Genomic DNA, 24684 nt, shown 5'->3' with positions numbered 1-24684 from the left:
GGCTTATTGAGAAAGGGCTAAACGGACATCGCGCTCCAGGCGCAATTGATGACGGTTGTGTTCGAGGGCGGCGCCACTGAGGATAAAGACGTCTTCGACGCGATCACCCAAGGTCATGACCTTGGCCGAGCGCAGACGTACGTCGTGGCGCTCGAATACCTGGGCGAGACTGTACAACAAACCGCGCCGGTCCGTGGCGCTAAGCGTCAAAATCCAGTCTTGTCCCTGCTCGTCCTGACGCAGGTCCACGGTAGGCTGGATAGGAAACACACGGGCCCGGCGAGAACGAATGTCGCGGTAGGGGTCATGAGCGGGCTCTGAGGGCAGCACTTCCTGCTCCAGTGCCTGACAGAGCTCGGTTTCGATCAGCAACGGGTCGCGTCGCAGCGCATGGTCGTAGGCGGGCAGCATGACAACAAAGCTGTCCAGCGCCCACCCATGCCGGGTGGTGTAGATACGGGCATCCTGAATGCTGACGGACTGGCTGTCAAAGTAGCGGCAGATGCGCAGAAACAGGCCGCTGGCATCCTTGGTATAGACCAGCACTTGCAGGGCGTCGGTTTGTCCGGCCGGCCGTATGCGCACAATGGGCGTCTGGCTGTGCGACTGGTGGTAGAGCTGAATGGTATGCCAGGCGATTTCGCTGGCGTCGTGGCGCAGGAAATAGGGTTTGTCCAGCCACTGCCAGAATTCCTCGCGAGCCTCGTCCAGCAAGCCCGCCAGACGGATTTCCCCTGCGGCATCGCGCTTGCGCTGATCCAGGACGGAAACCCCGTCCTTAGCCTGTCTCCCCAGCGCTGCCAGCGTCAGGTTGTACAGGTCCTCCAGCAGTTTGCCTTTCCAGGAGTTCCAGACGGTCGGACTGGTGGCGCGGATGTCGGCGACGGTCAGCAGGTACAGCGCGGTCAGGCGTCGTTCCGTTCCCACGGTCTGCAGGAACTGGAAGATGACATTCGGGTCGCTCAGATCGCGTTTCTGGGCGACCTGAGACATGGTCAGATGTTCCCGCACCAGAAACACCACCAGTTCCGCGTCCATGGGTATCAGATTGTGATCCAGGCAAAACGCCAGTGCGTCCTGTGCGCCCAGTTCGGAGTGATTGCCACCACGGCCTTTGGCGATGTCATGGAACAGGGCGGCAATGTAGAGCAGCCAATGACGGTCAAAGCCGCTCATCAACTGATTGGCCATGGACAACTCTTCGCTGTGCTCGGCCATGGTGAAGCGGCGCAGATTGCGTATGACCTTCAGCGTGTGCTCGTCCACGGTGTAGGCGTGAAAGAGGTCATGCTGCATTTGTCCGACCACGCGCCGGAAAACCGGCAGGTAGCGGGGAAGCAGATTCAGTAGATTCATCAGCCGCAGGGTATGCACAATCCCCTTGTTCTGTTGCAGGATCTCCAGAAACAGGCGTCGATTTTTGGGCTCGGCCCGAAACTTGGCGTCGATCAGCCGCCGTGCATGCCACAGGGCCCGCAAGGTGTCGGCCTTCAGGCCGCGCAGATTGGGCTGCTGCTGCAAATGCAGCATGGCCACAAAGATCAGCGACGGGTCCTGCTCGAAGCCGTCGGGCTGGCGCAGCTCAAGCTGGCCGTGATGAATCTGGAACTGGCTGTCCAGAATGATCGGGTCCTGATCGGTTTGTGGAAATAAATGTTCCTCAATGCTGCGCATCAGGATCAGATTGAGCTGGCTGACAATTTTGGCGGCCCAGTAGTAGCGCTGCATCAGCAATTCACTGGCGCGGCGGGTGGCGGTGGGCTGGAAACCGTAGATTTCTGCCAGACGCGGCTGAAGATCAAACAGCAGCCTGTCTTCGGCGCGGCCCGTTAACAGATGAAGCTCAATGCGCAGGCGCTTGAAGGCTTGCTCGACGCGTTGCAGGGCGTTCAGTTCGGATTCGGTCAGTAATTCTGACTGGGCCACAGCCGCCCAAGTGCGTCCCAAGCCGGCGGCCCGGGCCATCCACAGCAGTACCTGCAAATCGCGCAGGGCACCTGGAGACTCTTTGCAATTGGGCTCCAGCGAATAGGGGGTGTCCTGCAGATGGGCATGACGTTGCTGCTGCTCGGCCTGCTTGGCCAAGAAGAAGGCCTGCGGGTCCATCTGGCTTTGTAGCTGCCGTTGGGCGTGGCGCAGCAGGAGTGATGAACCCGCCAGCCAGCGACTCTCCAGCAAGGCGGTTTCCGTTGTGATGTCCTGGCTGGCCTGTTCCAGACATTGAGCGGGCGTGGCCACATTGTGGCTGGGTGCCAGCCCGATGTCCCACAGAGCGGCAACCAGAGCCTGAATGCGATCAATATCCTGCGCATTAGGTTCGCGCTGCAGGAGGATCAGCAGGTCTACGTCCGAATGCGGGTACAGTTCGCCGCGCCCATACCCGCCCAGAGCCGCGAGGCTGGCCTGGCGGGGCAGGGGATAATGCTCCAGCAACTCACGCAGGCCCTGATCGCAAATCCTGCACAGGCTCTTGAGCAAGCGGTCGCAATGCAGATCCTGTCTGAAGCGCTCGTAGGCCCGAGCCCGGCGGCCAGCAATTCTGTCGCGAAGCTGGGCCAGGAAAGACATGGTTCAGGCCTTGTTGATGATGGCTGGAGGGGCCGGCATGCCGGGCGAGACTGTCAGCACTTCGTAACCGGTGTCGGTCACCAGGACTGCGTGCTCCCATTGGGCTGACAGGCTGTGGTCGCGGGTCACCACCGTCCATTGGTCGGCCAGGGTGCGCAGTTCACGACGACCGGCGTTGATCATGGGCTCAATGGTGAAAATCATGCCCGGTTCCAGTTTTACACCGGTGCCGGGCTTGCCGTAATGCAGCACTTGCGGGTCCTGGTGGAATTTCTGGCCCACGCCGTGTCCGCAGTATTCGCGTACGACGGAAAAGCCCTGCTTTTCGGCGTGCTGTTGAATGGCGTGACCAATATCGCCCAGCGTGGCGCCCGGCTTGACCTGGTCAATGCCCAGCCACATGCATTCGTAGGTGGTCTCGGTCAGGCGGCGGGCCAGGATGCTGGGTTCGCCCACGTAGTACATGCGGCTGGTATCGCCAAACCAGCCGTCCTGGATGATGGTGACGTCCATATTGAGAATGTCGCCATTTTTCAACACTTTATCGCCAGGAATGCCGTGGCAGATCACGTGGTTGACGGAGGTGCAGATAGAACCGGGAAAAGGCGGGTAACCGGGAGGCGCGTAGCCAACTGTGGCGGATTTGACTCCCAGCTCATTGATCCGCTCCATGCACAGACGGTCCAGTTCGCCCGTGGTGACACCTGCTTTGACAAAGGGGGTCAGGTAGTCAAGGATGGATGCCGCCGTCTGGCAAGCGGCGCGCATTTTTTCGAGATCAGTGGGGTCTGTGACGAGAATACTCATAGCAACTTGAACAGGTCTATTGAAAAATAGTAGAATTATAGGCTTTTGTGAATTTTGCAGTTGTGCGCTGGGTCGGTTTAGCCCCGCTTTGGCTCATTCGGACGGTTTGGTCAATCCGAATAAGTGGCTTAAAGAAGAGCCGGAAGGGAGCCCGAACAACGGGTTTCAAACAACGGCGTGCAACAACAGGGCTTGCAAACAACAGCTTACCCGGCAACGGGTGCCAAGCGACAGCCGCCAGGCAAAGCGGGCCACAGGTTGATCCTTCAGGCTTGCTGGCTTGTAGACGCTGGCAGGACCAGGAAAATACGGCCGGACAAGTGCTTGGATCAAACTCAGGCTTTATCCAGTCTGCCCGGACTAGCCGGAACTGAGATAAACGTGCTGCTGTTTTAAAAAGAAGCGTGTTGTGTAGCACAGGCATGATTCACAACGAATATATGGTCAGCCAGCGTTGCCAGGCCTTGCAAGAGCAACCTGGGCAACGCCCGGTTCTTGTTCGGGCGGTGCTGGCTAGGCAATCCTCTAGGATACACCTGCAAACCCGGTGCTGTATGCAGGCGGTGGCCAGAAAAGTTACAGATTTGGGCCTGGGTGGCGGACGTGTGGTCCGTTACAAGGTGCAAATCCGTTGTAGTGCAGGCGTATGCCCATGTTGGGCTGCGTTTTTATGTTTTAAGTTGTAAATCGCGTGATTGCCCGTCTCGGGGTGTCTGGAATGCAGCCTAGGCTGCGGCCCTTACCGGATACCGGGCAGTTACAAGACCAAACCCTTGGAGAACTTTATGTCTTTGATGCGTGAAATGCTGGAAGCCGGTGTGCACTTTGGCCACCAAACCCGTTACTGGAATCCCAAGATGGCTCCGTTCATCTTCGGTCAGCGTAACAACATCCACATCATCAACCTGGAAAAAACGGTTGTTCAGTACGAAGAAGCAACCAAATTCTTGCGTCAACTGGCCGCTCGTGGCGGCAACGTGCTGTTCGTAGGCACCAAGCGTGCTGCTCGCGAACTGGTGGCTGCTGAGGCCGAGCGTTGCGGTATGCCTTACGTTGACAGCCGCTGGTTGGGTGGCATGATGACCAACTTCAAAACGGTCAAGACTTCCATCAAGCGTCTGAAAGAAATGGAAGGTCAGATGGCTGAAGGCCGTCTGGAAACCATGAGCAAGAAAGAAGCCTTGATGTTCGAACGCGAACTGGAAAAGCTGAACAAGGCCATCGGCGGTATCAAGGACATGAACAACCTGCCTGACGCCCTGTTCGTGATCGACGTCGGCTACCACAAGATTGCCGTGGCTGAAGCCCGCACGCTGGGTATCCCCGTTGTGGCCGTGGTTGATACCAACCACTCCCCAGAAGGTCTGGATTACGTGATTCCTGGTAACGATGACTCGGCCAAGGCAATCGCTCTGTACGCCCGTGGCATGGCTGACGCCGTGCTGGCTGGCCGCGAGCAGAACCTGAACGGTCTGGTTGAAGAAATTGCCGCTGACGAAGAGTTCGTTGAAGTTCAGGCTGACTCTCAGGAGTAACAGGCTCACGGCTGCCTGTCAGACGCCATAAGTTGTCATGGCAGGCAGTTACAGTGACCTTTCGTATCGCCCCGGCTTGGCCGGGGCACGTTCTACAGAATTGGAGAAAACCGTGGCTCAAATCACCGCATCGATGGTTAAAGAATTGCGCGAGAAAACCGACGCGCCCATGATGGAATGCAAAAAAGCACTGACTGAAGCCGACGGCGATATGGCTCGTGCTGAAGAAATCCTGCGCGTGAAGCTGGGCAGCAAGGCAAGCAAGGCAGCTACCCGCGTTACCGCTGAAGGCCTGGTGTCGGTCTACATCGCTGAAGATGGCAAGACCGGTTCCGTGGTTGAAGTGAACTGCGAAACGGACTTTGTCGCCAAGAACGATGATTTCATCGGCTTTATCAACGATATCGCTCAGTTGGTTGCCAAGAATAATCCTGCTGATCTGGCCGCTCTGGCTGAATTGCCACTGGCTGACAGCAACGTTGAAACCGTGCGCGCCGCTCTGGTGGGCAAAATCGGTGAGAACATCTCGATCCGTCGCTTCCAACGCTACGAAACAGCTGGTCAGCTGGCCAGCTACGTTCACGGTGGCAAGATCGGCGTGCTGGTGGATTTCGCCGGTGGCGACGAAGAAGTGGGCAAGGATCTGGCCATGCACATCGCGGCAACTCGCCCCAAAGCCATGGACGCGTCGGGTGTTGACGCTGCCGAAATCGAAGCTGAGCGCTCTGTGGCAGCTCAGAAAGCAGCTGAATCCGGCAAGCCTGCTGATATCGTTACCAAGATGGTCGATGGCGCTGTAGCCAAGTTCCTGAAGGAAGTGACGCTGCTGAGCCAGCCTTTCGTCAAGAACGACAAGCAAAGCGTGCAGCAAATGCTGGACGAGAAAAAAGCATCGATCGCTGGCTTTACCCTGTACGTAGTGGGTGAAGGCATTGAGAAGCGTGTTGAGGATTTTGCCGCTGAGGTAGCAGCCGCTGCCGGCCAAGCCTAATCCAGCTTGTTTTTTCAGGGCAGGCACCGTAGTGGCGGTGCCTGCCCTGCTGCTTTACACTCTCTTCTGTCTTCGTCACTTGGAATCCCACCCATGACTACCCCTCATTACAAACGTGTTCTGTTGAAGCTCTCCGGCGAAGCGCTGATGGGCGAGGACTCGTTCGGTATTAATCGCAGCACAATCATTCGTATGACGGAGGAGATCGCCCAGGTTGCCCAGTTGGGGGTACAACTGGCTATCGTGATTGGCGGGGGCAATATCTTTCGCGGCATCGCTCCGGGTGCCCAGGGCATGGATCGTGCGACAGCCGATTACATGGGCATGATGGCCACCGTCATGAATGCCCTGGCCTTGCAAGATGCCTTAAAGCACCGTGGCCTGGATGCCCGGGTGCAATCCGCCCTGAATATTGAACAGGTCGTAGAGCCTTACATTCGTCCCAAGGCGCTGCGTTATCTGGAAGAAAACAAAGTTGTTATTTTTGCGGCTGGTACGGGCAACCCGTTCTTCACCACGGACACGGCAGCGGCTCTGCGCGGCGCCGAAGTGGGAGCGGAAATCGTACTGAAAGCCACCAAAGTCGATGGCATCTACAGTGCCGATCCCAATAAAGATCCAGGCGCGACTCGTTATTCGCGTATCAGCTTTGACGAAGCGATCGTGCGTCGTCTGGAAGTGATGGACGCCACGGCCTTTGCGCTGTGTCGCGACCAAAAACTGCCCATTAAAGTGTTTTCGATCAACAAGCCCGGTGCGTTGACTCGCGCGGTCTCTGGCGAGGACGAGGGCACCCTGGTTCACGTTTAAAGTTATAGGAATTTAGTCCATGAGTCTTTCCGAGATCAAAGCATCGACCGACAATCGTATGGGCAAGTCCATCGAGTCTCTCAAGACGGGCCTGGCCAAGATCCGCACAGGCCGCGCCACTGCGGGCTTGCTGGATCACGTGCAAGTGGAGTACTACGGCTCTATGGTTCCCGTCAGCCAGGTGGGCAATATCACGGTGGTGGATGCCCGCACGCTGAATGTGCAAGTGTGGGAAAAGCATATGGCCGGCCCGATTGAAAAAGCCATTCGCGACAGCGACCTGGGATTGAACCCGATTTCCATGGGCGAGAGCATTCGTGTTCCCATGCCTGCCTTGACCGAAGAGCGTCGTCGCGATCTGGCCAAAGTGGTGCGTAGCGAAGGTGAAGATGCCAAGGTCGCCATCCGTAATCTGCGCCGTGATGCCAATGACACGCTCAAAAAGCAAGTCAAGGACAAGGAAATCTCCGAGGACGAGGAACGTCGTGCCCAGGACGAGGTCCAGAAGCTGACCGACAAGTATGTTGCCGAGGTCGACAAGTTGATCGCCCAGAAAGAAGCCGAGATCATGACGGTCTAACGGCTTTTGCACAGGTGGCTAGGTGATTTCATTCAGTTCTACCCAAACGATTCCGGAACACGGTCAGGTTCCTGGCCACCTGGCGATTGTCATGGACGGCAATGGACGATGGGCGACCCGTCGTCTGTTGCCTCGCACGGCAGGGCACTTGCGGGGTGTGCAAACTGTCCGGCGTGTTGTTGAAGCCTGTGGCGAGCTTGGCGTGCGCTATCTGACCCTGTTTGCGTTCAGTTCCGAAAACTGGCGACGCCCTGCGGAAGAGGTGTCCCTGTTGATGGGCCTGTTTGTCAAGATGCTGCAAAAAGAAGTGGCAACACTGAAAAAAAACGGCGTCCGACTTCATGTTATTGGCGAATTGTCTGCGTTTAGTGAAGAGTTGCGCGGCCTGATTGCCGACGCTCAAGAGCAGACTCGCGATAACGACACCTTACATTTGACGATTGCCGCCAACTACGGCGGTCGTTGGGATATTTTGCAGGCGACGCAAAAAGCATTGGCTGCCAATCCCCAGCTGGTCGATCATCCCGAACAACTGGATGAGGCCCTGTTCAGTCCCTACCTGGCGATGTCCTACGCTCCTGAGCCAGATCTGTTTATCCGCACGGGGGGCGAGCGCCGTATTTCGAATTTTCTGATCTGGCAGATGGCCTATACCGAGCTGTATTTCACAGACGTGTACTGGCCGGATTTTGACCGGGCGCAGCTTGAACAGGCCTTTGAGTGGTATCGTGGGCGCGAGCGGCGCTTTGGGCGCACCAGTGCCCAGGTGCAGGGTACCCTCGCGCCTTGACGGAGCCTAGTCTATGTTGAAACAACGAGTCATTACCGCCCTGGTCCTGCTGGTCATTCTGGGCGCGGCCATGCTCGCTCCCGTACGCTGGCCTTTGCTGGCGATTTTTGTGCTGATGAGCACCTTGGCCTGCTGGGAGTGGGAGCGTTTGAGCCTGTCTCAGGCGCAGCAGCGCTGGGCCTGGCCGCTGGCCTTGCTCAATGGTGCCCTGATGCTGTGGCTCAGTGTGTACTGGTATGAAACCGGTCCGCAGGGGCAGGCTGCTGACCTGGTGTACCGGGGGCTTGTACCAATAATGGCGGCCTTGTGGGTGGTGGGTGCCACTGGGCTGGTGCTGCAAGGTCAGGCCACACAACGTGCTCAAGGTGTTTTGCTCAGTGTGATGGGCGTACTGGCGCCCCTGGTCGCCTGGGCCAGTCTGTATTTGTTTCTGCATACGCAGGGCATGGTCTATGTGCTCTCCCTATTGGTCCTGATCTGGGTGGCGGACATCGCCGCTTACTTTGCGGGCCGTGCCTTTGGCAAAGCCAAGCTGGCTCCGCGTGTCAGTCCCGGCAAGACCTGGGCCGGGGCAGTGGGTGGTATGGTTGCCGCTTCCGCCTGGATGCTGATCAGCGCCAATTGGCCCGGGAGTTTTGGTGCTGATGTGATGCAGCGCTGGGGCTGGGTGGCCACGGCGGTATTGGGTGTTGCCCTGGCCGCCCTTTCCATCGTGGGTGACTTGTTCGAGTCTTTGCTCAAGCGCCGTGCTGCAGTCAAGGATTCCAGCCAATTGTTGCCTGGCCATGGTGGCGTATACGATCGTATCGATGCCTTGTTGCCGGTTGCTCCTGTGGCCTTGTTGTTAAGTGGGGCGTGGCTCTTTTAGTCCGGTGTGACTTGGACGAGTATGCGTCAAGGAAGAACTCATGAGTTTCCAGCAAGTATGTGTGTTAGGGGCCACTGGCTCTATTGGTGTCAGCACACTTGATGTGATTGCTCGTCATCCTGATCGGATGGCGGTATATGCCTTGAGTGGCCATAGTCGCATGGAGCTGCTCGCCCAACAGGCTCAGGACAGTGCGGCTCGCGTTGTTCTGGTGCCGGACGAGGCGGCTCGCAGCCGTTTTCTGGATGCATGGCAGGGTGGTGCTTTGCCGGAAATCCGGGTAGGCGCACAGGCGCTGGCCGACACGGCTGCCGACCCCCAGGTAACTACCGTCATGGCGGCCATTATTGGCGCGGCTGGTTTGCCTTCGGCCTTGGCCGCCGCGCGTGCCGGTAAGCGGGTATTGCTGGCTAATAAAGAGGCCTTGGTCGCCGCAGGACGTATTTTCATGCAAGCTGTGCAAGAGGGCGGGGCACAGTTGATGCCCATCGACTCCGAGCACAGTGCCATTTACCAATGTCTGGCGGGCGAACTGCCTGCCGAGCCTGGCCAGCCGGTTGCCGGCTTGCGTCGTTTGTTGGTGACGGCTTCGGGTGGGCCCTTTCGCTCGCGCGCACTCTCTGAGCTGGAGACGGTTACACCGGAGCAGGCATGTGCTCATCCCAACTGGAGCATGGGTCGCAAGATTTCGGTGGATTCGGCCACCATGCTCAACAAGGGTCTGGAGGTCATCGAGGCGCATTGGCTGTTTTCTGTGCCCGTTGACCAGATTGATGTGGTGGTGCATCCGCAAAGCGTGATTCACTCCATGGTCGAGTATATAGACGGGTCCGTCATGGCGCAGTTGGGGCAGCCTGATATGCGTACGGCGATTGCCTATGGTCTGGGCTTTCCGGAGCGCTTGTACAGTGGCGTGGGTCTGCTCGATCTGGCCACGATGGGACGCCTGGACTTTGAACAGCCCGATTTTCAACGTTTTCCCTGCTTGAAGCTGGCGTATGAGGCCTTGCGCGACAGTCAAGCCGCCTGTGTGACCCTGAATGCGGCCAATGAAATTGCCGTGGACCGTTTCCTGGAAAGACAGATTGGCTATACTCAAATTCCGGCGGTGATCGAGCACTGTCTGGACAAGCTCAATGGCCGGGCCAGTCAGGCTTTGGATGCCCTGGATGGGGTTCTGGCACTGGATAGCGAGACACGGTCACTGGCGCTGGACTATTGTCGATTTTCAGCGCGTATTTAACAGGAATTAACATGCTCTTCACCGTTCTGGCTTTCCTGGTGGCCCTGGGCGTGCTGGTGACCTTTCACGAGCTGGGTCATTACTGGGTGGCTCGTCGTTGTGGAGTCCGTGTCGAGCGCTTTTCCATTGGTTTTGGCAAGGTGTTGTACCGTCGTTTCGACAGGAACGGCACTGAATGGGCCGTATCGGCGCTGCCCTTAGGTGGCTATGTGGCCATGCAGAACGATCCACCTGCTCACGCGACGCAGGCGCAGATCAACGAATCCTTCAATCACAAACCCTTGCGTCAGCGGGCCGCCATTGTGCTGGCCGGTCCCCTGGCGAACCTGATCCTGGCCGTGGTGATCTACGCCGTGGTCGGTTTGTTGGGCACGCAAGAGCCCATTGCGCAAATCGGCCCCGTGCCTGCAGGGACGCCTGCTGCACAGGCCGGCTTTCAGGCGGGAGACCGTTTGGTGTCGGTCGATGGCAAGCCTGTTGATTCCTGGTTGCAGGCGCGTTGGGCATTCATGGATGCCTTGTCTTCCGGCGGCGAGCTGGAAGTGGGGGTGAAAGACCAACTGGGGCGGGAACAAAATCGTTACCTGACTTTGCCGGCCGGCGAGATTTTGCCGGATGGACAGGACCTGATGGCCCAGGCAGGCCTGGTTCTGCGTCCGGCTCGTTCGATTGTGCAGGAAGTGTTCAAGGAAAGTGCGGCCGAGCAGGGCGGGTTGAAAGAAGGGGATGTCATCGTCCGCCTGGGTGATCTGGCCGAGCCCGGCATCACCCCGTTTGTCCAAAAAGTGCAACAATCGGCCGGCCAGACCCTGGAGCTGGATGTACTGCGTGCGGGTGAGCTTGAGCGTTTGCTGGTCACGCCCGCGAGCGATTCGCAAGGGCTGGGACGCATTGGTGCGCAGGTGGCGGCAGACATGCCCATGACACTGGTACGTTATGGCCCTATCGAGAGCGTGGAGCGCGGATTTACCCGTACGGCTCAGACATTCTGGTTCTCTTTGAAGATGATTGGGCGCATGATTACCGGGGAAGTCTCTGTACGGAATGTCAGCGGGCCGGTTACTATTGCCGATTATGCGGGTCAGACCGCCAGAATAGGCTTGATCGCCTACCTGAATTTCCTGGCGCTGATCAGTATTAGCATTGGTTTACTGAATTTATTGCCCGTACCTATGCTGGATGGCGGGCATCTACTGTACTATGCCATCGAAGCCGTACGCGGCAAGCCCGCTTCGGAGCGCATGATGCTGCTGGGTCAGCGCCTGGGTTTGGCCTTGTTGGCCGTACTGATGAGTATTGCTTTTTTTAATGACATCACCCGCCTTTTCAGTTGAGAGCGGGTGGCATACAATTTCCAACCATTTGACCGACCAAGGATTGTCCAGGATGTCGTTTAGCCGGAAACCTACTTTTGCGTTGCGTGTTCTGCCCGTATTGGTGGCAAGTTTGCTTGCTCCCGCCTTGGCGAATGCATTTGCACCGTTTGTCGTGCGCGATATTCAAGTCAACGGTATCCAGCGGGTCGATCCCGGCGCCGTGTTCGCGTCTTTGCCTGTCAAGGTTGGTGAGTCCTTCTCGGAAGAGCAGGCCGCAGATGCCATTCAGCGTCTGTACGCCACAGGCTTTTTTAGTGATGTGCAAATTGACACGGGCACCAATGTGCTGATCGTCAATGTCAAAGAGCGCCCAACCATCGCCTCCATATCTTTTAACGGCATGCGCGAGTTCGATGCCAAGAATATTACCAACTCCCTGGCTCAGGTAGGCTTTGGAGAGGGGCGGGTTTTTGACCGTTCCATGCTGGAACGGGCCGAGTTTGAGCTGAAACAGCAGTACTTGTCCAAGGGCAAGTACGGGGTGGAAATTACCCCTATCATCACGCCGTTGCCGCGTAACCGTGTCGGCGTCAGCTTTGACATCTTTGAAGGCGGTCTGGCCAAGATCAAGGAAATTCGCATTGTCGGTACCGAGGCGTTCTCGCAAAGCGATTTGCTCGACCAGATGGAGCTGACCACCTCGGGCATGATGACCTGGTACACGGGCACCGACAAGTATTCCCGCGAGAAGCTGGAAGGTGACATGGAACGCATCCGTTCCTACTACCTGAATCGAGGCTTTCTGGAGTATTCCGCCGAGCCGCCTCAGGTGTCGATTTCGCCCGATCGCAAAGACATTTACATCACCCTGACGATTCATGAAGGCAAGCCGTACACGCTGAGCAGCGTGAAGCTGGCCGGTGACTTGCTGGGTCTGGATGATCAGATTCAACCACTGGTTCAGCAAAAAGAGGGGGAGGTGTTCTCCTCGGAGAAAACCAGCGGTACGGTGAAAGCCATTACCGAATACCTGGGTGGCCTGGGCTATGCGTTCGCCAACGCCAACCCCAATCCGGTCCTGGATCGCGAAAATCATACGGCTGACCTGACCTTCTATGTTGATCCGGGCCGTCGCGTGTATGTGCGCCGTATCGAGGTGGGCGGCAACGTCCGCACGCGTGACGAGGTCGTGCGCCGTGAGATGCGTCAGCAGGAGGCTGCCTGGTACGATTCGGACGCCATCAAGTTCTCCCGTGATCGCGTGGATCGTCTGGGCTACTTCAATGAAGTGGATGTTAATACCAAGCCTGTGCCCGGTTCGCCGGATCAGGTGGACGTCCAGGTGGACGTCAAGGAAAAACCCACGGGTCTGGTCAACCTGGGTGTCGGGTATGGCTCCACCGATAAGCTGATGCTCTCGGCCGGGATCAGCCAGGACAATATTTTCGGTAGTGGCAATAGCTTGTCCTTGCAGGTCAATACCAGCAAGGTGAACCGCACAGCGGTAATCAGCCATACCAATCCGTATTGGACAACAGACGGCATCAGCAAAACTACCTCGATTTACTATCGGCGTACTACGCCCTACCAGTCCAATGACGGCTGGGGCGACTACCAGAACACCGCCATCGGTGCCGGTTTGAACTTTGGTGTGCCCATCTCGGAATACGACCGTATTTTCATGGGCGTCAATTTCGAGCAGAACAAACTATCGCGTCTGAGCCCTCAGTACACTCCGCTTGCCTACCAGGATTATGTGCAGGAGTATGGTGAGCGTACCAACACCTTCATTTTCAATCTGGGTTGGTCCAAAGATACCCGTGACAGCGCGATTGCTCCCAAGAAGGGAAGCCTGACCAGCTTGTCGGCCGATATGGGTACGCTGGATTTGCGCTACTACATGCTGCGCGCCAGCCATCAGCACTACATTCCATTGGGTCGCGCATACACGCTGGCCTTGAATGGAGCGATTGACTATGGTCGCAGCATTGGCAGCAAGACTTTCCCGGTTATCAAGAACGTTTACGCCGGTGGTATCGGTTCGGTACGTGGTTACGAGGGTGCGTCCCTGGGCCCACGAGACACCCTGACCGGTGACTATCTGGGTGGTTCGCGCCGTATGGTGGCCAATGCTCAGCTGTACCTGCCGTTCCCAGGCGCATCACGTGACCGCACCTTGCGTTGGTTCGTTTTTGCCGATGCTGGCAAGGTCGACAACACGAGCGGTGGTTGTGCAATGGGTCGCCCTGATCGTCGATCTGAAGATCCCTGCGGCTGGAAGTACGCCGCCGGTCTGGGCTTGTCGTGGGAATCCCCGCTGGGTCCTTTGCAGCTGTCCTACGGTCGCGCCTTGCGCGCCAAGGAAGGCGACGATAAACAAGCCTTCCAGTTCCAGATTGGTACCGCTTTCTGATGTTCGTGTTTAGTGGCACAATTGCACTATTCTGCAGCCTAATTTGCAAGGTAGATTTTTCATGAAGTCAAACATCGCATTAAAACTTACAAACATCGCCCGCAGCTTGTCGCGTGGCAATAAAGCGCTCGTTCTGGCTGCCGCGCTGGGTGTTGGCGCCATGACCGCTGCACCTGTTGTTCAGGCACAGACAAAAATCGGTTTTGTCAGCACAGAGCGCATTTTGCGCGACTCCAAGCCAGCCAAAGCGGCCCAGACCAAGATCGAGGCAGAATTCAAGCGCCGTGACGAAGAGCTGGAGCGCATGGCCAACAACCTGCGTTCGCAAGCTCAGAAATTCGACAAGGACGCTCCTGTGCTGTCCGAGTCTGATCGCGTCAAGCGTCAGCGCCAGCTGGCTGATCTGGATTCCGACCTGCAGCGCAAACGCCGTGAGTTCCAGGAAGACTTCAATCGTCGCCGCAACGAAGAATTCTCGGCCATTGTTGAGCAGGCTGATGCCGCCATCAAACGTATTGCTGACTCCCAGGGCTACGACCTGATCATTCAGGACGCCGTAACGGTTAGCCCACGTGTGGACATCACCGAGGAAGTTCTGAAAGCATTGGGCGGTTGATGCACTATGCCGGTATTGCTGAACGTTGATCAGGCTGTACAGCTGTCTGAACTTATAGACGCCATCAACAAGACCGGACTGGATTGCAAGCTGCCAGAAGGCGTGAAAGAGCCTATGCCCCGGATTCGGGGCCTAGGCTCTTTGCTTTCTGCGGGCCCGGAAGAAATCAGCTTTCTATCCAATCCCAAGATGCAGGATCTGCTGCAGCAGACTGCCGCCGCGGTGGTGATTTTGACGCCGCAAGTCTACGAAGGTCTGGACGTTGAGCCCTCCTTTATCCCGGTTCTGTGCTCTCAGCCGTATTTGATGTATGCGCTGCTCGCACAGCGTTTTGATCAAGTGCGGATGGCTCAGTTGCCCACGGGTATTCACCCCAGCGCTGTGATTGATCCCAGTGCTGCATTGGCCGATGGTGTGTCGATCGGTCCATTTTGTGTGGTGGAGGCAGGCGTCAAGATCGGACGGGGCACCCGCTTGGGTGCGCATTGCGTGATCGGCGCAGGCTCTACCTTGGGGCAGGACTGTTTGCTGCATGCGCGCGTGACCCTGTATCACGAGGTGCATATTGGTGATCGCGCCATTTTGCACTCGGGTGTGGTGCTTGGTGCAGACGGCTTTGGTTTTGCTCCGGACCCCGTCAAGGGTCAGGGCGCCTGGGCCAAGATTGCGCAGATCGGTCACGTGCGGATTGGTGACGATGTTGAAATCGGAGCCAACACCACGGTGGACCGAGGAGCGTTGGACGATACGGTGCTGGCCAATGGGGTCAAGCTGGACAATCAGATCATGATCGGGCACAACGTGCAGGTAGGTGAACATACGGCCATGGCGGCCTGTGTGGGGGTGGCCGGCTCAACCCGGATCGGGGCGCGGTGCACGATTGCCGGGGCGGCCATGCTGTCCGGGCATCTGGTCTTGGGTGATGATGTGCACATCTCGGGCGGTACCGCCGTTACTTCCAGCATCAGCAAGCCCGGACGTTACACCGGAGTTTATCCCTTTGCGGGGCATCAGGACTGGCAGAAAAATGCTGCCGTGCTGGGGCAATTGAGCGGTTTGCGCCGTCGCCTGCGTTCCTTGGAACGGCAGCAGGCGGATGGAACAAATGAATCATCTGAACATATCAATAAAAATTAAGCAGGACAGGACATGGAACTCGACATTCGACAAATTATGGATCGCCTTCCTCATCGTTACCCGATGTTGCTGGTGGATCGCGTTTTGGAACTGGTGCCTGGCAAGAGCATCGTCGCCATCAAGAACGTGTCGATGAATGAACCCTTTTTTACTGGCCACTTTCCGCACATGCCGGTTATGCCTGGGGTCTTGATCATTGAAGCCATGGCCCAGGCCGCCGCCTTGTTCTCGTTTACTGATCCTGAAGATCCGTACGCGAAAGTGGACAACAAGCTGGCTTACTATCTGGTCGGCGTGGATGGTGCGCGTTTTCGCAAACCCGTGATGCCGGGCGATCAACTGCGCCTGGAAGTGACGGCTGACCGCATCAGCCGCGCGTTGTGCAAGTACACGGGTCGCGCATTGGTGGACGGCCAAGTGGTCGCCGAAGCCAAAATCATGTGTGCTATCCGACAATTGGAAGAATAGTTTATGCGTATTCATGAAACGGCCATTATCGAAGCGGGCGCTCAGCTTGCCGATGATGTCGAGGTCGGGCCCTACAGCATCATTGGGCCCAATGTCACGATAGGGGCGGGCACCAAAGTAGGCCCGCACTGCGTGATAGATGGCGTGACCACGATCGGTCGCAACAACCATTTCTACCGTTTCTGCTCCATCGGGGGCATGCCGCAGGACAAGAAGTACGCCGGGGAACCCACTCGTCTGGAAATCGGCGATGGCAATATGGTTCGTGAATACGTCACCATTAACACCGGCACGGTGCAGGACGTGGGAGTGACCCGTGTCGGCAACGACAACTGGATCATGGCCTACACCCATATTGCGCACGATTGCCAGATCGGCAGTCATACGATTATTGCCAATAGTGTTCAGTTGGGCGGCCATGTGCATATTGGCGACTGGGCCATTCTGGGCGGCTTGACCGCCGTGCATCAGTTCGGTCGCATCGGTGCGCACAGCATGATTGGTGGCACCAGCTCGGTCCGTCAGGACATTCCTCCTTACGTGATCGGTGCAGGTGATCCATTCCGTCCAGTCGGTGTCAATAGCGAAGGCCTGGGTCGTCGTCACTTTTCTGCCGAAGCGATTTCGGCCGTCAAGGAAAGCTACAAGCTGCTGTACCGTCGTAAATTGACCGTCGAGCAGGCCGTTGAGCAGATGCAGGCCTTGCAGCAGGCGCAGCCCGACTGCCGGGCAGCGGTTCAGGTCATGATCGATTTTCTGAACGATTCCAGTCGGGGTATTTGCCGACCATGAGCAGCGCCTCCAGCCCAGTAGCGGCACGTTCAGGCGGGTCGGGGCAGACAGGGGTCAAGCAGGATTTGCGCATTGGGATGGTGGCGGGTGAGCCCTCTGGCGATTTGCTGGCGGCTCGCATCATTCAAGGCTTGCGCCAAGGCCATCCCGACTTGTGGGTAGAGGGCATAGGCGGACCCGAAATGGCGACGCAGCAATTTCATCAGTTTTATCCCATGGATGCCTTGACGGTATTCGGTTATGTCGAGGCGCTGAAACGCATTCCCGGGCTGGTTTCTACCTACCTGGGCATGCGCAATCAGTGGTTGCGGCAACGCCCTGATGTGTTTGTAGGCATCGATGCCCCCGACTTCAACTTGCGTCTGGAACATCGTCTGCGTCAGGCCGGGGTTCCAACGGTGCATTTTGTGGGGCCCTCCATCTGGGCCTGGCGCTATGAGCGCATCCATAAAATCCGCGAAGCCGTGTCTCACATGTTGGTGCTGTTTCCTTTCGAGACCGAGATCTACGAGAAGGAAGGCATTCCCGTGACCTATGTGGGTCACCCCTTGGCGGCGAATATTCCCTTGCAGCCGGACAAGGCCGACGCGCGTCGGCGGCTGGGCTTGCCCGAGACAGGGCGTATATTGGGCGTCTTGCCTGGCAGCCGGTCTTCCGAGGTCAAGATGCTGTCACCCCGTTTTTTGCAGGCGGTGCAGATCTTGCAGGACCAGGAGCCGGATTTGATGATTCTGGTGCCCATGGTCAATCCTAAGCGCCGTCAGGAATTTGAGGAAGCACTGGCCCAACACCCCGTCCGTAACTTGCACATTATTGATGCCAATACAGCCGGTATTCGTCAGCCTGATTCGGAAGGCGTGGTTCGCCCACCCGCCTGGACGGTGATGGAAGCCAGTGACGCTGTGCTGGTGGCCAGTGGTACTGCCAGTCTGGAAACCGCCTTGTACAAGCGGCCTATGGTTATTTCATATGTGCTCAGCCCCATGATGGAGCGCATCATACGGTGGAAGTCTGGTCAGGACCGGCCTTATGTGCCTTGGGTGGGTTTGCCTAATGTGCTGGCTCGGGATTTTGTCGTACCTGAACTGCTGCAAGAAGACGCCGAGCCCAGGAAGCTGGCGCAAGAGTGCTGGAAAGCCTTGAGCGATCAGAGCTATGTGGCACATATCGAGCAAGTCTTTACCGAAATGCATTTGACCTTGCGTCGGGATACGCCCGCGTTGGCGGCCGAGGTCATTGTGAATATGGCGCGTGCATGAAGCAGCTGGATTTATTAGTCAGTAATGCCTCGGCGGGTTTGGTGGCGGGGCTGGATGAGGCAGGGCGTGGCCCTCTGGCAGGTCCCGTCTTTGCCGCTGCCGTGATTCTGGACCCGAGCAATCCCATTGAAGGCCTGAATGATTCCAAGAAGCTGACCGCCAAACGGCGTGAAGCCTTGGCGGTGTTGATCAAGGAAAGGGCGTTGGCCTGGGAAATTGCCAGCGCTAGTGTGGCGGAAATTGACGACATCAATATCTTGCACGCGGCCATGTTGGCGATGCAGCGAGCCTGCAATGGCCTGAGTGTCAAACCCGAACAGGCCTTGGTGGACGGCAATCGCATTCCCACTGGCCTGTGTTGCCCGGCAGAAGCCATCATCAAAGGTGACGCCAGCCATGCTGCCATTGCGGCTGCATCAATTTTGGCGAAAACAGCGCGGGATGCAGTCTGTCTGGAATTGCACCGAGACTATCCCGAATACGGTTTTGACCAGCACAAAGGCTATGGGACGGCCTTTCATCTGCAACGTTTGTCCCAGCACGGGCCGTGTCCCGAGCATCGTCGAAGTTTCGCGCCGGTACGCGCATCTCTAGTTAGGTAAGTTGAAGAAAATGAGGCTGATTGAATCCAAAGATAATGCGCTTTTCAAACGAGTGCAGCGCCTGGCTCACGATAAACGCGAGCTGGATGGGGGCGATCAGCTGATTTGGTTGGAAGGCATCCATCTCTGCCAGATGTGGCTGGAGCGCCGTGGCTTGCCGGAACTGGCGGTGTTTGAAATGGATCGCCATTCGGACGAGCTGTTGGAACTGGCTCGTTTTTTACCGGGTCATCTCAGTGTGACGTTCAATGCCACGCTGATGAATGCGGTGTCCCAGGTAGGCCAGGGGCAAGGCGTGGGCTTTATTGTGCGTGTGCCGCGCGGGCAGGCGTGGACAGCGCCTGCTGGAAGTGCAGTCTTGCTCGATCAGGTGCAGGACCCCGGCAATGTGGGCACCGTACTGCGAACCGCCGTGGCGGTGGGCATGGAGGCGGTCTACTTGACGCCGGGCTGCGCCAGTGTCTGGTCCCAGAAGGTGCTGCGTAGCGCACAAGGCGCGCATTTTTCTATTCAGATTCATGAGCAGGTCGAGGGCCTGGAACTGCTTGAGAAAGCCGGCTTGCCGGTTTTGGTGACCTCTCTGGGGCCTGACACTCAAGACCTGTATGAATCTGCCTTGCCTGCACACGCAATATGGGTGTTTGGCAACGAGGGGCAGGGCGTCAGTCCTGCTTTGCTGGCCAAAGCCAGCCAGCGTTTGTTCATCCCCCAGGCGCCCGGGGTGGAGTCCCTGAATGTGGCCATTGCCACGGCGCTGTGTTTGTACGAACAGCGTCGCCAGCATAGAAAGTAATAGCGCTGCTGTGGGTAGGTGGCAGCGGCATGCTGCCTGCGTGGCCTGGGCAAGACGTGGGCTGAATTTGTCGTGGCACGGGTCGGACAGACAGCCTTGCAATCCCCCTCTCCACGACCTTGACGATGTCGCGTGTGGCGTGTCTTGAGGGGCTAAACAAGCGGTGATGACTCTGCCGTCCAGCGTAATGGGCGTGCTCGCGCCTGAGAGCCGGGGCGAAGGCAGATCAGGGAGGTACATTCTGCCGTACATACGGCTGGTGCTGCGTGATAAGTGGGCCGGAGAAGGGTTAAATAAAAAAAGCCCGAGTTCGGTGAAACACCGACTCAGGCCTTACGCTCATTGCCGCTCCGCTTTGTTGCACTGCGGGCAAACACTGGCGTCGACTTCAGTAAGAACGGCGGTCCAAACCGACATCATCCAGAATCTTGGTGGAGATTTCCTCAATCGATTTGGTCGTGGTCGACAACCAGGGGATGCCTTCCATGCGCATCAGGCGTTCTGCCTCGGCGACTTCCATGCGGCACTGCTCAATCGAGGCGTACTTGCTGTCGGGACGACGTTCATTGCGCACTTCGGACAGGCGGTCCGGATGAATGGATAAACCAAAGATCTTTTTTCGGTAGGGGGCCAGGGTGGCTGGCAGGGTGCCGCGCTGAAAGTCTTCCGGAATCAGCGGGTAATTGGCGGCCTTGACAGCGTACTGCATGGCCAAGTACAAGCTGGTCGGGGTTTTGCCGCAGCGTGACACGCCCACCAGAATCACATCGGCTTGTTCCAGGCCATTCACATACTGGCCATCGTCGTGGGCCAGGCTGAAGTTGATGGCTTCAATGCGGCTGTTATAGCGCTTGGACATGCCGCCCGAGTGCGAACGGCCTACGGAACGGCTGGATTTCACGCCCAGGGCACGCTCAATGTGTCGTACAAAGGCACCAAACAAATCCAGGAAAGTGCAGTTGGCCGCGCCAATGATGTGGGCCATCTTGGGGTCGACCAAGGTGCTGAACACCAGGGGCTGCTGACCCTGGTCCTGGGCACACTGATTGATGCGGTCTGCGACAGACTGGGCTTTCTCGATGGTGTCGATGAAGGGAATCCGGACGGCCTGAAATTCGAATTGAGCGAATTGCGACAGGACGGAGTTGCTGAAAGTTTCGGCGGTAATGCCCGTGCTGTCGGAAACGACAAAGACGGTACGCTCAATAGGAGAAGAAGACATGGAATAAGTCGTGCACAAAGCTCGGGAAACGGTACAATTTGCAAGATTACCATTTACCGCTCGAATCGGGGTATGGAAAGGCAGGTTTGCTTAAGACAGATTGCACAGACACCGCTGTGACGGTCCCTGTCTTAAGCAAACACGCTTTTTTTTCTATTCAAGGTGACTTATGTCTTACGTAATTGGTTTCGACAAGCTCCGCATGACGGACGTCGACACAGTAGGCGGTAAAAACGCCTCGCTGGGTGAAATGATCAGCCAACTGGCCGATGCCGGTGTGCGCGTGCCAGGTGGTTTTGCCACCACAGCCGAAGCATTCCGCGTTTTCCTGAAAAACAACGATCTGGACAAGCGCATTCAGCAGCGTCTGGACGCTTTGGATGCCGACGACGTTCGTGAACTGGCTGCGGCCGGTGCCGAAATCCGTCAGTGGATCATCGACACGCCGTTCCCGGCCGAGTTTGAAAAAGCTGTACGTGAGGCGTTTGCCGAGCTGGACGCTGACGGCAAGGGTTCCTTTGCCGTGCGTTCGTCCGCCACCGCCGAAGACTTGCCTGATGCTTCCTTTGCCGGTCAGCAGGAAACCTACCTGAACGTGGTGGGCATCGACGAGGTGTTGAGCAAGATTCACCACGTGTTTGCTTCCCTGTACAACGACCGCGCTATTTCTTACCGCGTCCACAAGGGCTACGCCCACGCTGAAGTAGCGCTGTCCGCGGGTATTCAGCGTATGGTGCGCTCGGACAAGGGCAGCGCCGGTGTGATGTTCACCCTGGACACCGAATCGGGCTTCAAGGACGTCGTTTTCCTGACCTCCTCCTATGGTCTGGGCGAAACCGTGGTTCAAGGTTCGGTCAATCCGGACGAGTTCTACGTGTACAAGCCAACCCTGGCTTCCGGTCACTACCCCATCATCAGCCGTCGTATCGGCTCCAAGCTGATCAAGATGGAATTTGACGAAAGTCGTACCACCGATCACGCTGTGCGTACCGTGGACGTACCTGTGTCCGAGCGCAATCGTTACTCCCTGAGCGACGAAGAAGTGATCGAACTGGCCCGTTACGCCACCATCATTGAAAAACACTACCAGCGTCCTATGGACATTGAGTGGGGCCGTGATGGCATCGATGGCAAGATCTACATCCTGCAAGCCCGTCCCGAGACTGTGAAGTCCCAGCAAGGCAGCAACGATGTGCAAGAGCGTTACCGCCTGAAAGCCACGGGCGAGGTGCTGGTCACTGGCCGCGCCATTGGCCAGAAGATCGGCTCGGGTAAAGTCCGCATCGTGGCTGACGCCTCCGAGATGGATCTGGTCAAACCCGGCGACGTGCTGGTGACTGACATGACGGACCCCAACTGGGAACCCATCATGAAGCTGGCGTCGGCTATTGTCACCAACCGTGGCGGCCGTACCTGCCACGCTGCGATTATTGCTCGCGAACTGGGCATCCCCGCCGTGGTCGGTTGCAACAACGCCACCGACGTGCTGAAAGAAGGTCAGGAAGTGACGGTGTCGTGTGCGGAAGGCGACGAAGGCCGTATTTACGACGGTCTGCTGGAAACCGAGATCGAAGAAGTCAGCTGGGGCCAGATGCCCGAGATCGGTCTGAAAATCATGATGAACGTGGGTAACCCACAACTGGCTTTCGATTTCTCGCAAATCCCCAACGATGGTGTGGGTCTGGCTCGTCTGGAATTCATCATCAACAACAACATCGCCATTCACCCCAAGGCGGTTCTGGACTACCCCAATGTGGATAGCGACCTGAAAAAGGCGGTGGAATCGGCTGCTCGTGGCTACGCCAGCCCACGTGCTTTCTTCGTGGAGAAACTGGCTGAAGGTATCGCGACCCTGGCCGCTTCCTTCTACCCCAAGCCCGTCATTGTGCGTTTGTCGGACTTCAAGTCCAACGAATACCGCAAGCTGGTGGGTGGTTCGCGCTACGAGCCCGAGGAAGAGAATCCCATGCTGGGCTTCCGCGGTGTGGCTCGCTACCTGTCCGAAGACTTCGCAGAATGCTTCAAGATGGAATGCGAAGCCCTGAAGAAAGTGCGTGACGAAATGGGTCTGACCAACGTCGAGATCATGGTGCCATTTGTGCGTACCCTGGGTCAGGCAGAGCGTGTGGTTGATCTGCTGGCTTCCCACGGTCTGGCTCGTGGCGAAAACGGTCTGCGCCTGATCATGATGTGCGAAGTACCTTCCAACGCCATTTTGGCCGACAAGTTCCTGCAATACTTTGACGGATTCTCCATCGGTTCCAACGATATGACTCAGTTGACTTTGGGTCTGGATCGCGACTCCGGTATGGAACTGCTGGCTGCCGACTTCGACGAGCGCGACGAGGCGGTGAAGTTCATGCTGAGCCGTGCCATCAAGGCATGTCTGGCCCAGAACAAATACGTTGGTATTTGCGGCCAAGGCCCCAGCGACCATCCTGATCTGGCCAAGTGGCTGAGCGAAGAGGGCATTATTTCGCTGTCGCTGAACCCTGACACGGTTGTGGACACCTGGCAGCGTCTGGCCAAGGCTTAAGTCCTGATTCCTGCCAGCGTCTGCCTGGCAGGGTGCTGGCGGAAGCCAGTGGCTAAGCGCCACAACAACACCCCGGTGTGCAATAGGCAGGCCGGGGTGTTGTTGCATCTTGGGGCAGGGTTATCTTGGTTGCGGCACCCGGCCGATCTGGGATTTGCTTGCTGGTGGCTGGACCTCTGTGCGTCACTTCACTTTTGCCTTAGCCGCTCCTTCGATATTGCGAAACGTCTCTGTAGGCCGCTACGGTTTTTCAACGCACCGTTCGCGAACACGGACACGGTCAGGCCTAGGAGGGGCAGTTCCTTATCGATCGGACAGGGTAGAGGGAAGGAGGGGTGTAAGCCCCTTTGCTAGGCTGCCTTCGCGCAGAGGGCGGGCTCGGTGTGTGGGGTGCGTGTGCCGGGTTGGCGGCGCAAAGACGCTGCGGGCGGCGCAGCGTAGTCGGGTAGGTTTCCAGGAAGCCAGTGTCTTAACTGGCTGGGTCAAGCTGATAAACGTATAGGAACATATCCAGAATGTGTTCGGTTTCGTTTTGAATGCGTTCTTCGCTCCAGGGCTCCATGGCTCCCATGAGCAGCAGCACAATCTCGCTTTCACTCAGGCAGCGAAAGTGTTCCACCATTAAGGTCGGGTCCAGCTTGCGCAGGGTGCCGCGCTCGATGTGGCGGGCAAAAAAACGCTTCACACCATCCCAGATCTGGTCGTCCAGCATGTCCATGAAGCGCTTGCCAATATCGCTATGGCCACCTACCGAAACCACAATACGTAGCAGTTGAGCCGTTTGCTTCGAGTACAGGTTGCTCAACATGGGAAGCAGGAAACGCCGCAACTCCTCGCGAATATCACCTTCATAGTCCAGCTTGGTCAGGACCTGCTCGGTAAATCTCTGGGCTCCCGTCAGCAGGACAGCCAGCAAGAGGTCTTCTTTGGAGGGGAAGTAATTGTAGAGCGTGCCCTTGGAACCGCCTGCCAATGCGGCGATTTGGGACATGGACGTAGCCTCAAAACCATTCTCACGAAAAACCTCGGAAGCGACTTCCAGGATTTTGTCGCGGCGTTCGCGCCCCTTTCGAGTCGCACGTTGGGATTTTCGGGGAACATCGTCATGCATAGTGGCAGGCAGAAAGGAAGTGAACAGGACAAAGTCAGCATCATACCGTATCAATGGCTGTTGTGCTGCTGCCCTATTTCGATCGTTAAGGGAAGGCAAGACTAACGTCCCGATTTTACGCCATGCACCACGCAAAGACGTATTTCTTTGCGTCAGTCTTTGATCTGCTACCCATTCAGGCCTCTAAAAACAGCACGGGTCCTTGGCGGTCCACAAGCTCGTCTGGC

21 protein-coding genes are annotated in these 24684 nt (G+C 57.3%); 17 read left to right on the top strand and 4 right to left on the bottom strand.

Annotated elements, in window-relative coordinates:
- Window positions 1-3: 3 nt before the first annotated feature.
- Window positions 4-2568: a [protein-PII] uridylyltransferase gene (locus ACOZ42_RS09050; protein ID WP_426345052.1), complete on the bottom strand. Its 2565-nt coding sequence runs from the start codon at window positions 2566-2568 to the stop codon at window positions 4-6.
- A 3-nt stretch (window positions 2569-2571) separates the two neighbouring features.
- Window positions 2572-3375: a type I methionyl aminopeptidase gene (gene map / locus ACOZ42_RS09045; RefSeq protein WP_059317597.1), complete on the bottom strand. Its 804-nt coding sequence runs from the start codon at window positions 3373-3375 to the stop codon at window positions 2572-2574.
- 785 nt (window positions 3376-4160) lie between these two features.
- On the opposite strand from map, the gene rpsB reads away from it, so the two are divergent.
- From rpsB to ACOZ42_RS08965, 16 genes are all read left to right on the top strand, one after another.
- On the top strand, window positions 4161-4910 hold the full coding sequence (gene rpsB, locus ACOZ42_RS09040) for a 30S ribosomal protein S2 (RefSeq protein WP_003799736.1): 750 nt from the start codon (window positions 4161-4163) through the stop codon (window positions 4908-4910).
- A 112-nt stretch (window positions 4911-5022) separates the two neighbouring features.
- Window positions 5023-5901, top strand: a complete 879-nt coding sequence (tsf, locus tag ACOZ42_RS09035) for a translation elongation factor Ts (protein ID WP_039943062.1) — start codon at window positions 5023-5025, stop codon at window positions 5899-5901.
- Between the two features lie 93 nt (window positions 5902-5994).
- Window positions 5995-6711: a UMP kinase gene (gene pyrH / locus ACOZ42_RS09030; protein WP_003799741.1), complete on the top strand. Its 717-nt coding sequence runs from the start codon at window positions 5995-5997 to the stop codon at window positions 6709-6711.
- Window positions 6712-6730: 19 nt separating this feature from the next.
- Window positions 6731-7291, top strand: a complete 561-nt coding sequence (frr, locus tag ACOZ42_RS09025) for a ribosome recycling factor (protein WP_003799742.1) — start codon at window positions 6731-6733, stop codon at window positions 7289-7291.
- A gap of 25 nt (window positions 7292-7316) precedes the next feature.
- Window positions 7317-8081 (top strand): polyprenyl diphosphate synthase, encoded by a 765-nt coding sequence (uppS, locus tag ACOZ42_RS09020; RefSeq protein WP_039943063.1) that lies wholly within the window; start codon window positions 7317-7319, stop codon window positions 8079-8081.
- 13 nt (window positions 8082-8094) lie between these two features.
- Complete coding sequence (locus ACOZ42_RS09015; protein WP_003799747.1) at window positions 8095-8949, top strand: phosphatidate cytidylyltransferase; 855 nt, start codon at window positions 8095-8097, stop codon at window positions 8947-8949.
- A gap of 40 nt (window positions 8950-8989) precedes the next feature.
- Window positions 8990-10192 carry a 1-deoxy-D-xylulose-5-phosphate reductoisomerase gene (locus tag ACOZ42_RS09010; RefSeq protein WP_003799748.1) on the top strand — a complete coding sequence of 401 codons (1203 nt, stop codon included), beginning with the start codon at window positions 8990-8992 and terminating at the stop codon, window positions 10190-10192.
- An 11-nt stretch (window positions 10193-10203) separates the two neighbouring features.
- Window positions 10204-11526, top strand: coding sequence for an RIP metalloprotease RseP (gene rseP / locus ACOZ42_RS09005; RefSeq protein ID WP_003799750.1), 1323 nt, complete (start codon window positions 10204-10206; stop codon window positions 11524-11526).
- A gap of 52 nt (window positions 11527-11578) precedes the next feature.
- Window positions 11579-13921, top strand: a complete 2343-nt coding sequence (gene bamA / locus ACOZ42_RS09000) for an outer membrane protein assembly factor BamA (protein WP_003799752.1) — start codon at window positions 11579-11581, stop codon at window positions 13919-13921.
- A gap of 61 nt (window positions 13922-13982) precedes the next feature.
- Window positions 13983-14537, top strand: coding sequence for an OmpH family outer membrane protein (locus ACOZ42_RS08995; protein ID WP_003799754.1), 555 nt, complete (start codon window positions 13983-13985; stop codon window positions 14535-14537).
- Window positions 14538-14543: 6 nt separating this feature from the next.
- A complete protein-coding gene (gene lpxD / locus ACOZ42_RS08990) occupies window positions 14544-15674 on the top strand; it encodes a UDP-3-O-(3-hydroxymyristoyl)glucosamine N-acyltransferase (protein WP_426345051.1) in 1131 nt (376 codons plus the stop codon).
- A gap of 12 nt (window positions 15675-15686) precedes the next feature.
- Window positions 15687-16142, top strand: coding sequence for a 3-hydroxyacyl-ACP dehydratase FabZ (gene fabZ, locus ACOZ42_RS08985; RefSeq protein WP_003799758.1), 456 nt, complete (start codon window positions 15687-15689; stop codon window positions 16140-16142).
- A gap of 3 nt (window positions 16143-16145) precedes the next feature.
- Complete coding sequence (lpxA, locus tag ACOZ42_RS08980) at window positions 16146-16934, top strand: acyl-ACP--UDP-N-acetylglucosamine O-acyltransferase (RefSeq protein WP_131070604.1); 789 nt, start codon at window positions 16146-16148, stop codon at window positions 16932-16934.
- 77 nt (window positions 16935-17011) lie between these two features.
- Entirely contained in the window at window positions 17012-18193 is a 1182-nt protein-coding gene (gene lpxB / locus ACOZ42_RS08975; RefSeq protein WP_426345845.1) for a lipid-A-disaccharide synthase, read from the top strand.
- The gene (gene rnhB / locus ACOZ42_RS08970) at window positions 18190-18795 is read left to right on the top strand and encodes a ribonuclease HII (RefSeq protein WP_131070602.1); all 606 of its coding nucleotides are present in this window, start codon (window positions 18190-18192) and stop codon (window positions 18793-18795) included. Before lpxB ends, rnhB begins: the two co-directional genes overlap by 4 nt.
- A 10-nt stretch (window positions 18796-18805) precedes the next feature.
- Window positions 18806-19588 (top strand): TrmH family RNA methyltransferase, encoded by a 783-nt coding sequence (locus tag ACOZ42_RS08965; protein ID WP_131070601.1) that lies wholly within the window; start codon window positions 18806-18808, stop codon window positions 19586-19588.
- A 388-nt stretch (window positions 19589-19976) separates the two neighbouring features.
- On the opposite strand, the gene ppsR is transcribed toward ACOZ42_RS08965, so the two are convergent.
- Window positions 19977-20810 carry a posphoenolpyruvate synthetase regulatory kinase/phosphorylase PpsR gene (gene ppsR / locus ACOZ42_RS08960; RefSeq protein ID WP_003799769.1) on the bottom strand — a complete coding sequence of 278 codons (834 nt, stop codon included), beginning with the start codon at window positions 20808-20810 and terminating at the stop codon, window positions 19977-19979.
- A 169-nt stretch (window positions 20811-20979) separates the two neighbouring features.
- Here ppsR and ppsA point away from each other — a divergent pair, with 169 nt between their 5' ends.
- Entirely contained in the window at window positions 20980-23346 is a 2367-nt protein-coding gene (gene ppsA / locus ACOZ42_RS08955; protein WP_003799770.1) for a phosphoenolpyruvate synthase, read from the top strand.
- Between the two features lie 469 nt (window positions 23347-23815).
- Here ppsA and ACOZ42_RS08950 read toward each other — a convergent pair whose 3' ends face one another.
- Window positions 23816-24337: a TetR/AcrR family transcriptional regulator gene (locus ACOZ42_RS08950; RefSeq protein ID WP_426345050.1), complete on the bottom strand. Its 522-nt coding sequence runs from the start codon at window positions 24335-24337 to the stop codon at window positions 23816-23818.
- Window positions 24338-24684: the final 347 nt, after the last annotated feature.

The organism is Alcaligenes sp. HNGD-HTN06, from assembly GCF_049932565.1.
GTDB lineage: Bacteria > Pseudomonadota > Gammaproteobacteria > Burkholderiales > Burkholderiaceae_B > Alcaligenes > Alcaligenes ammonioxydans.
The sequence above is the reverse complement of the archived record's forward strand: the minus strand, read 5'-3'. Positions and strand labels throughout refer to the sequence as shown.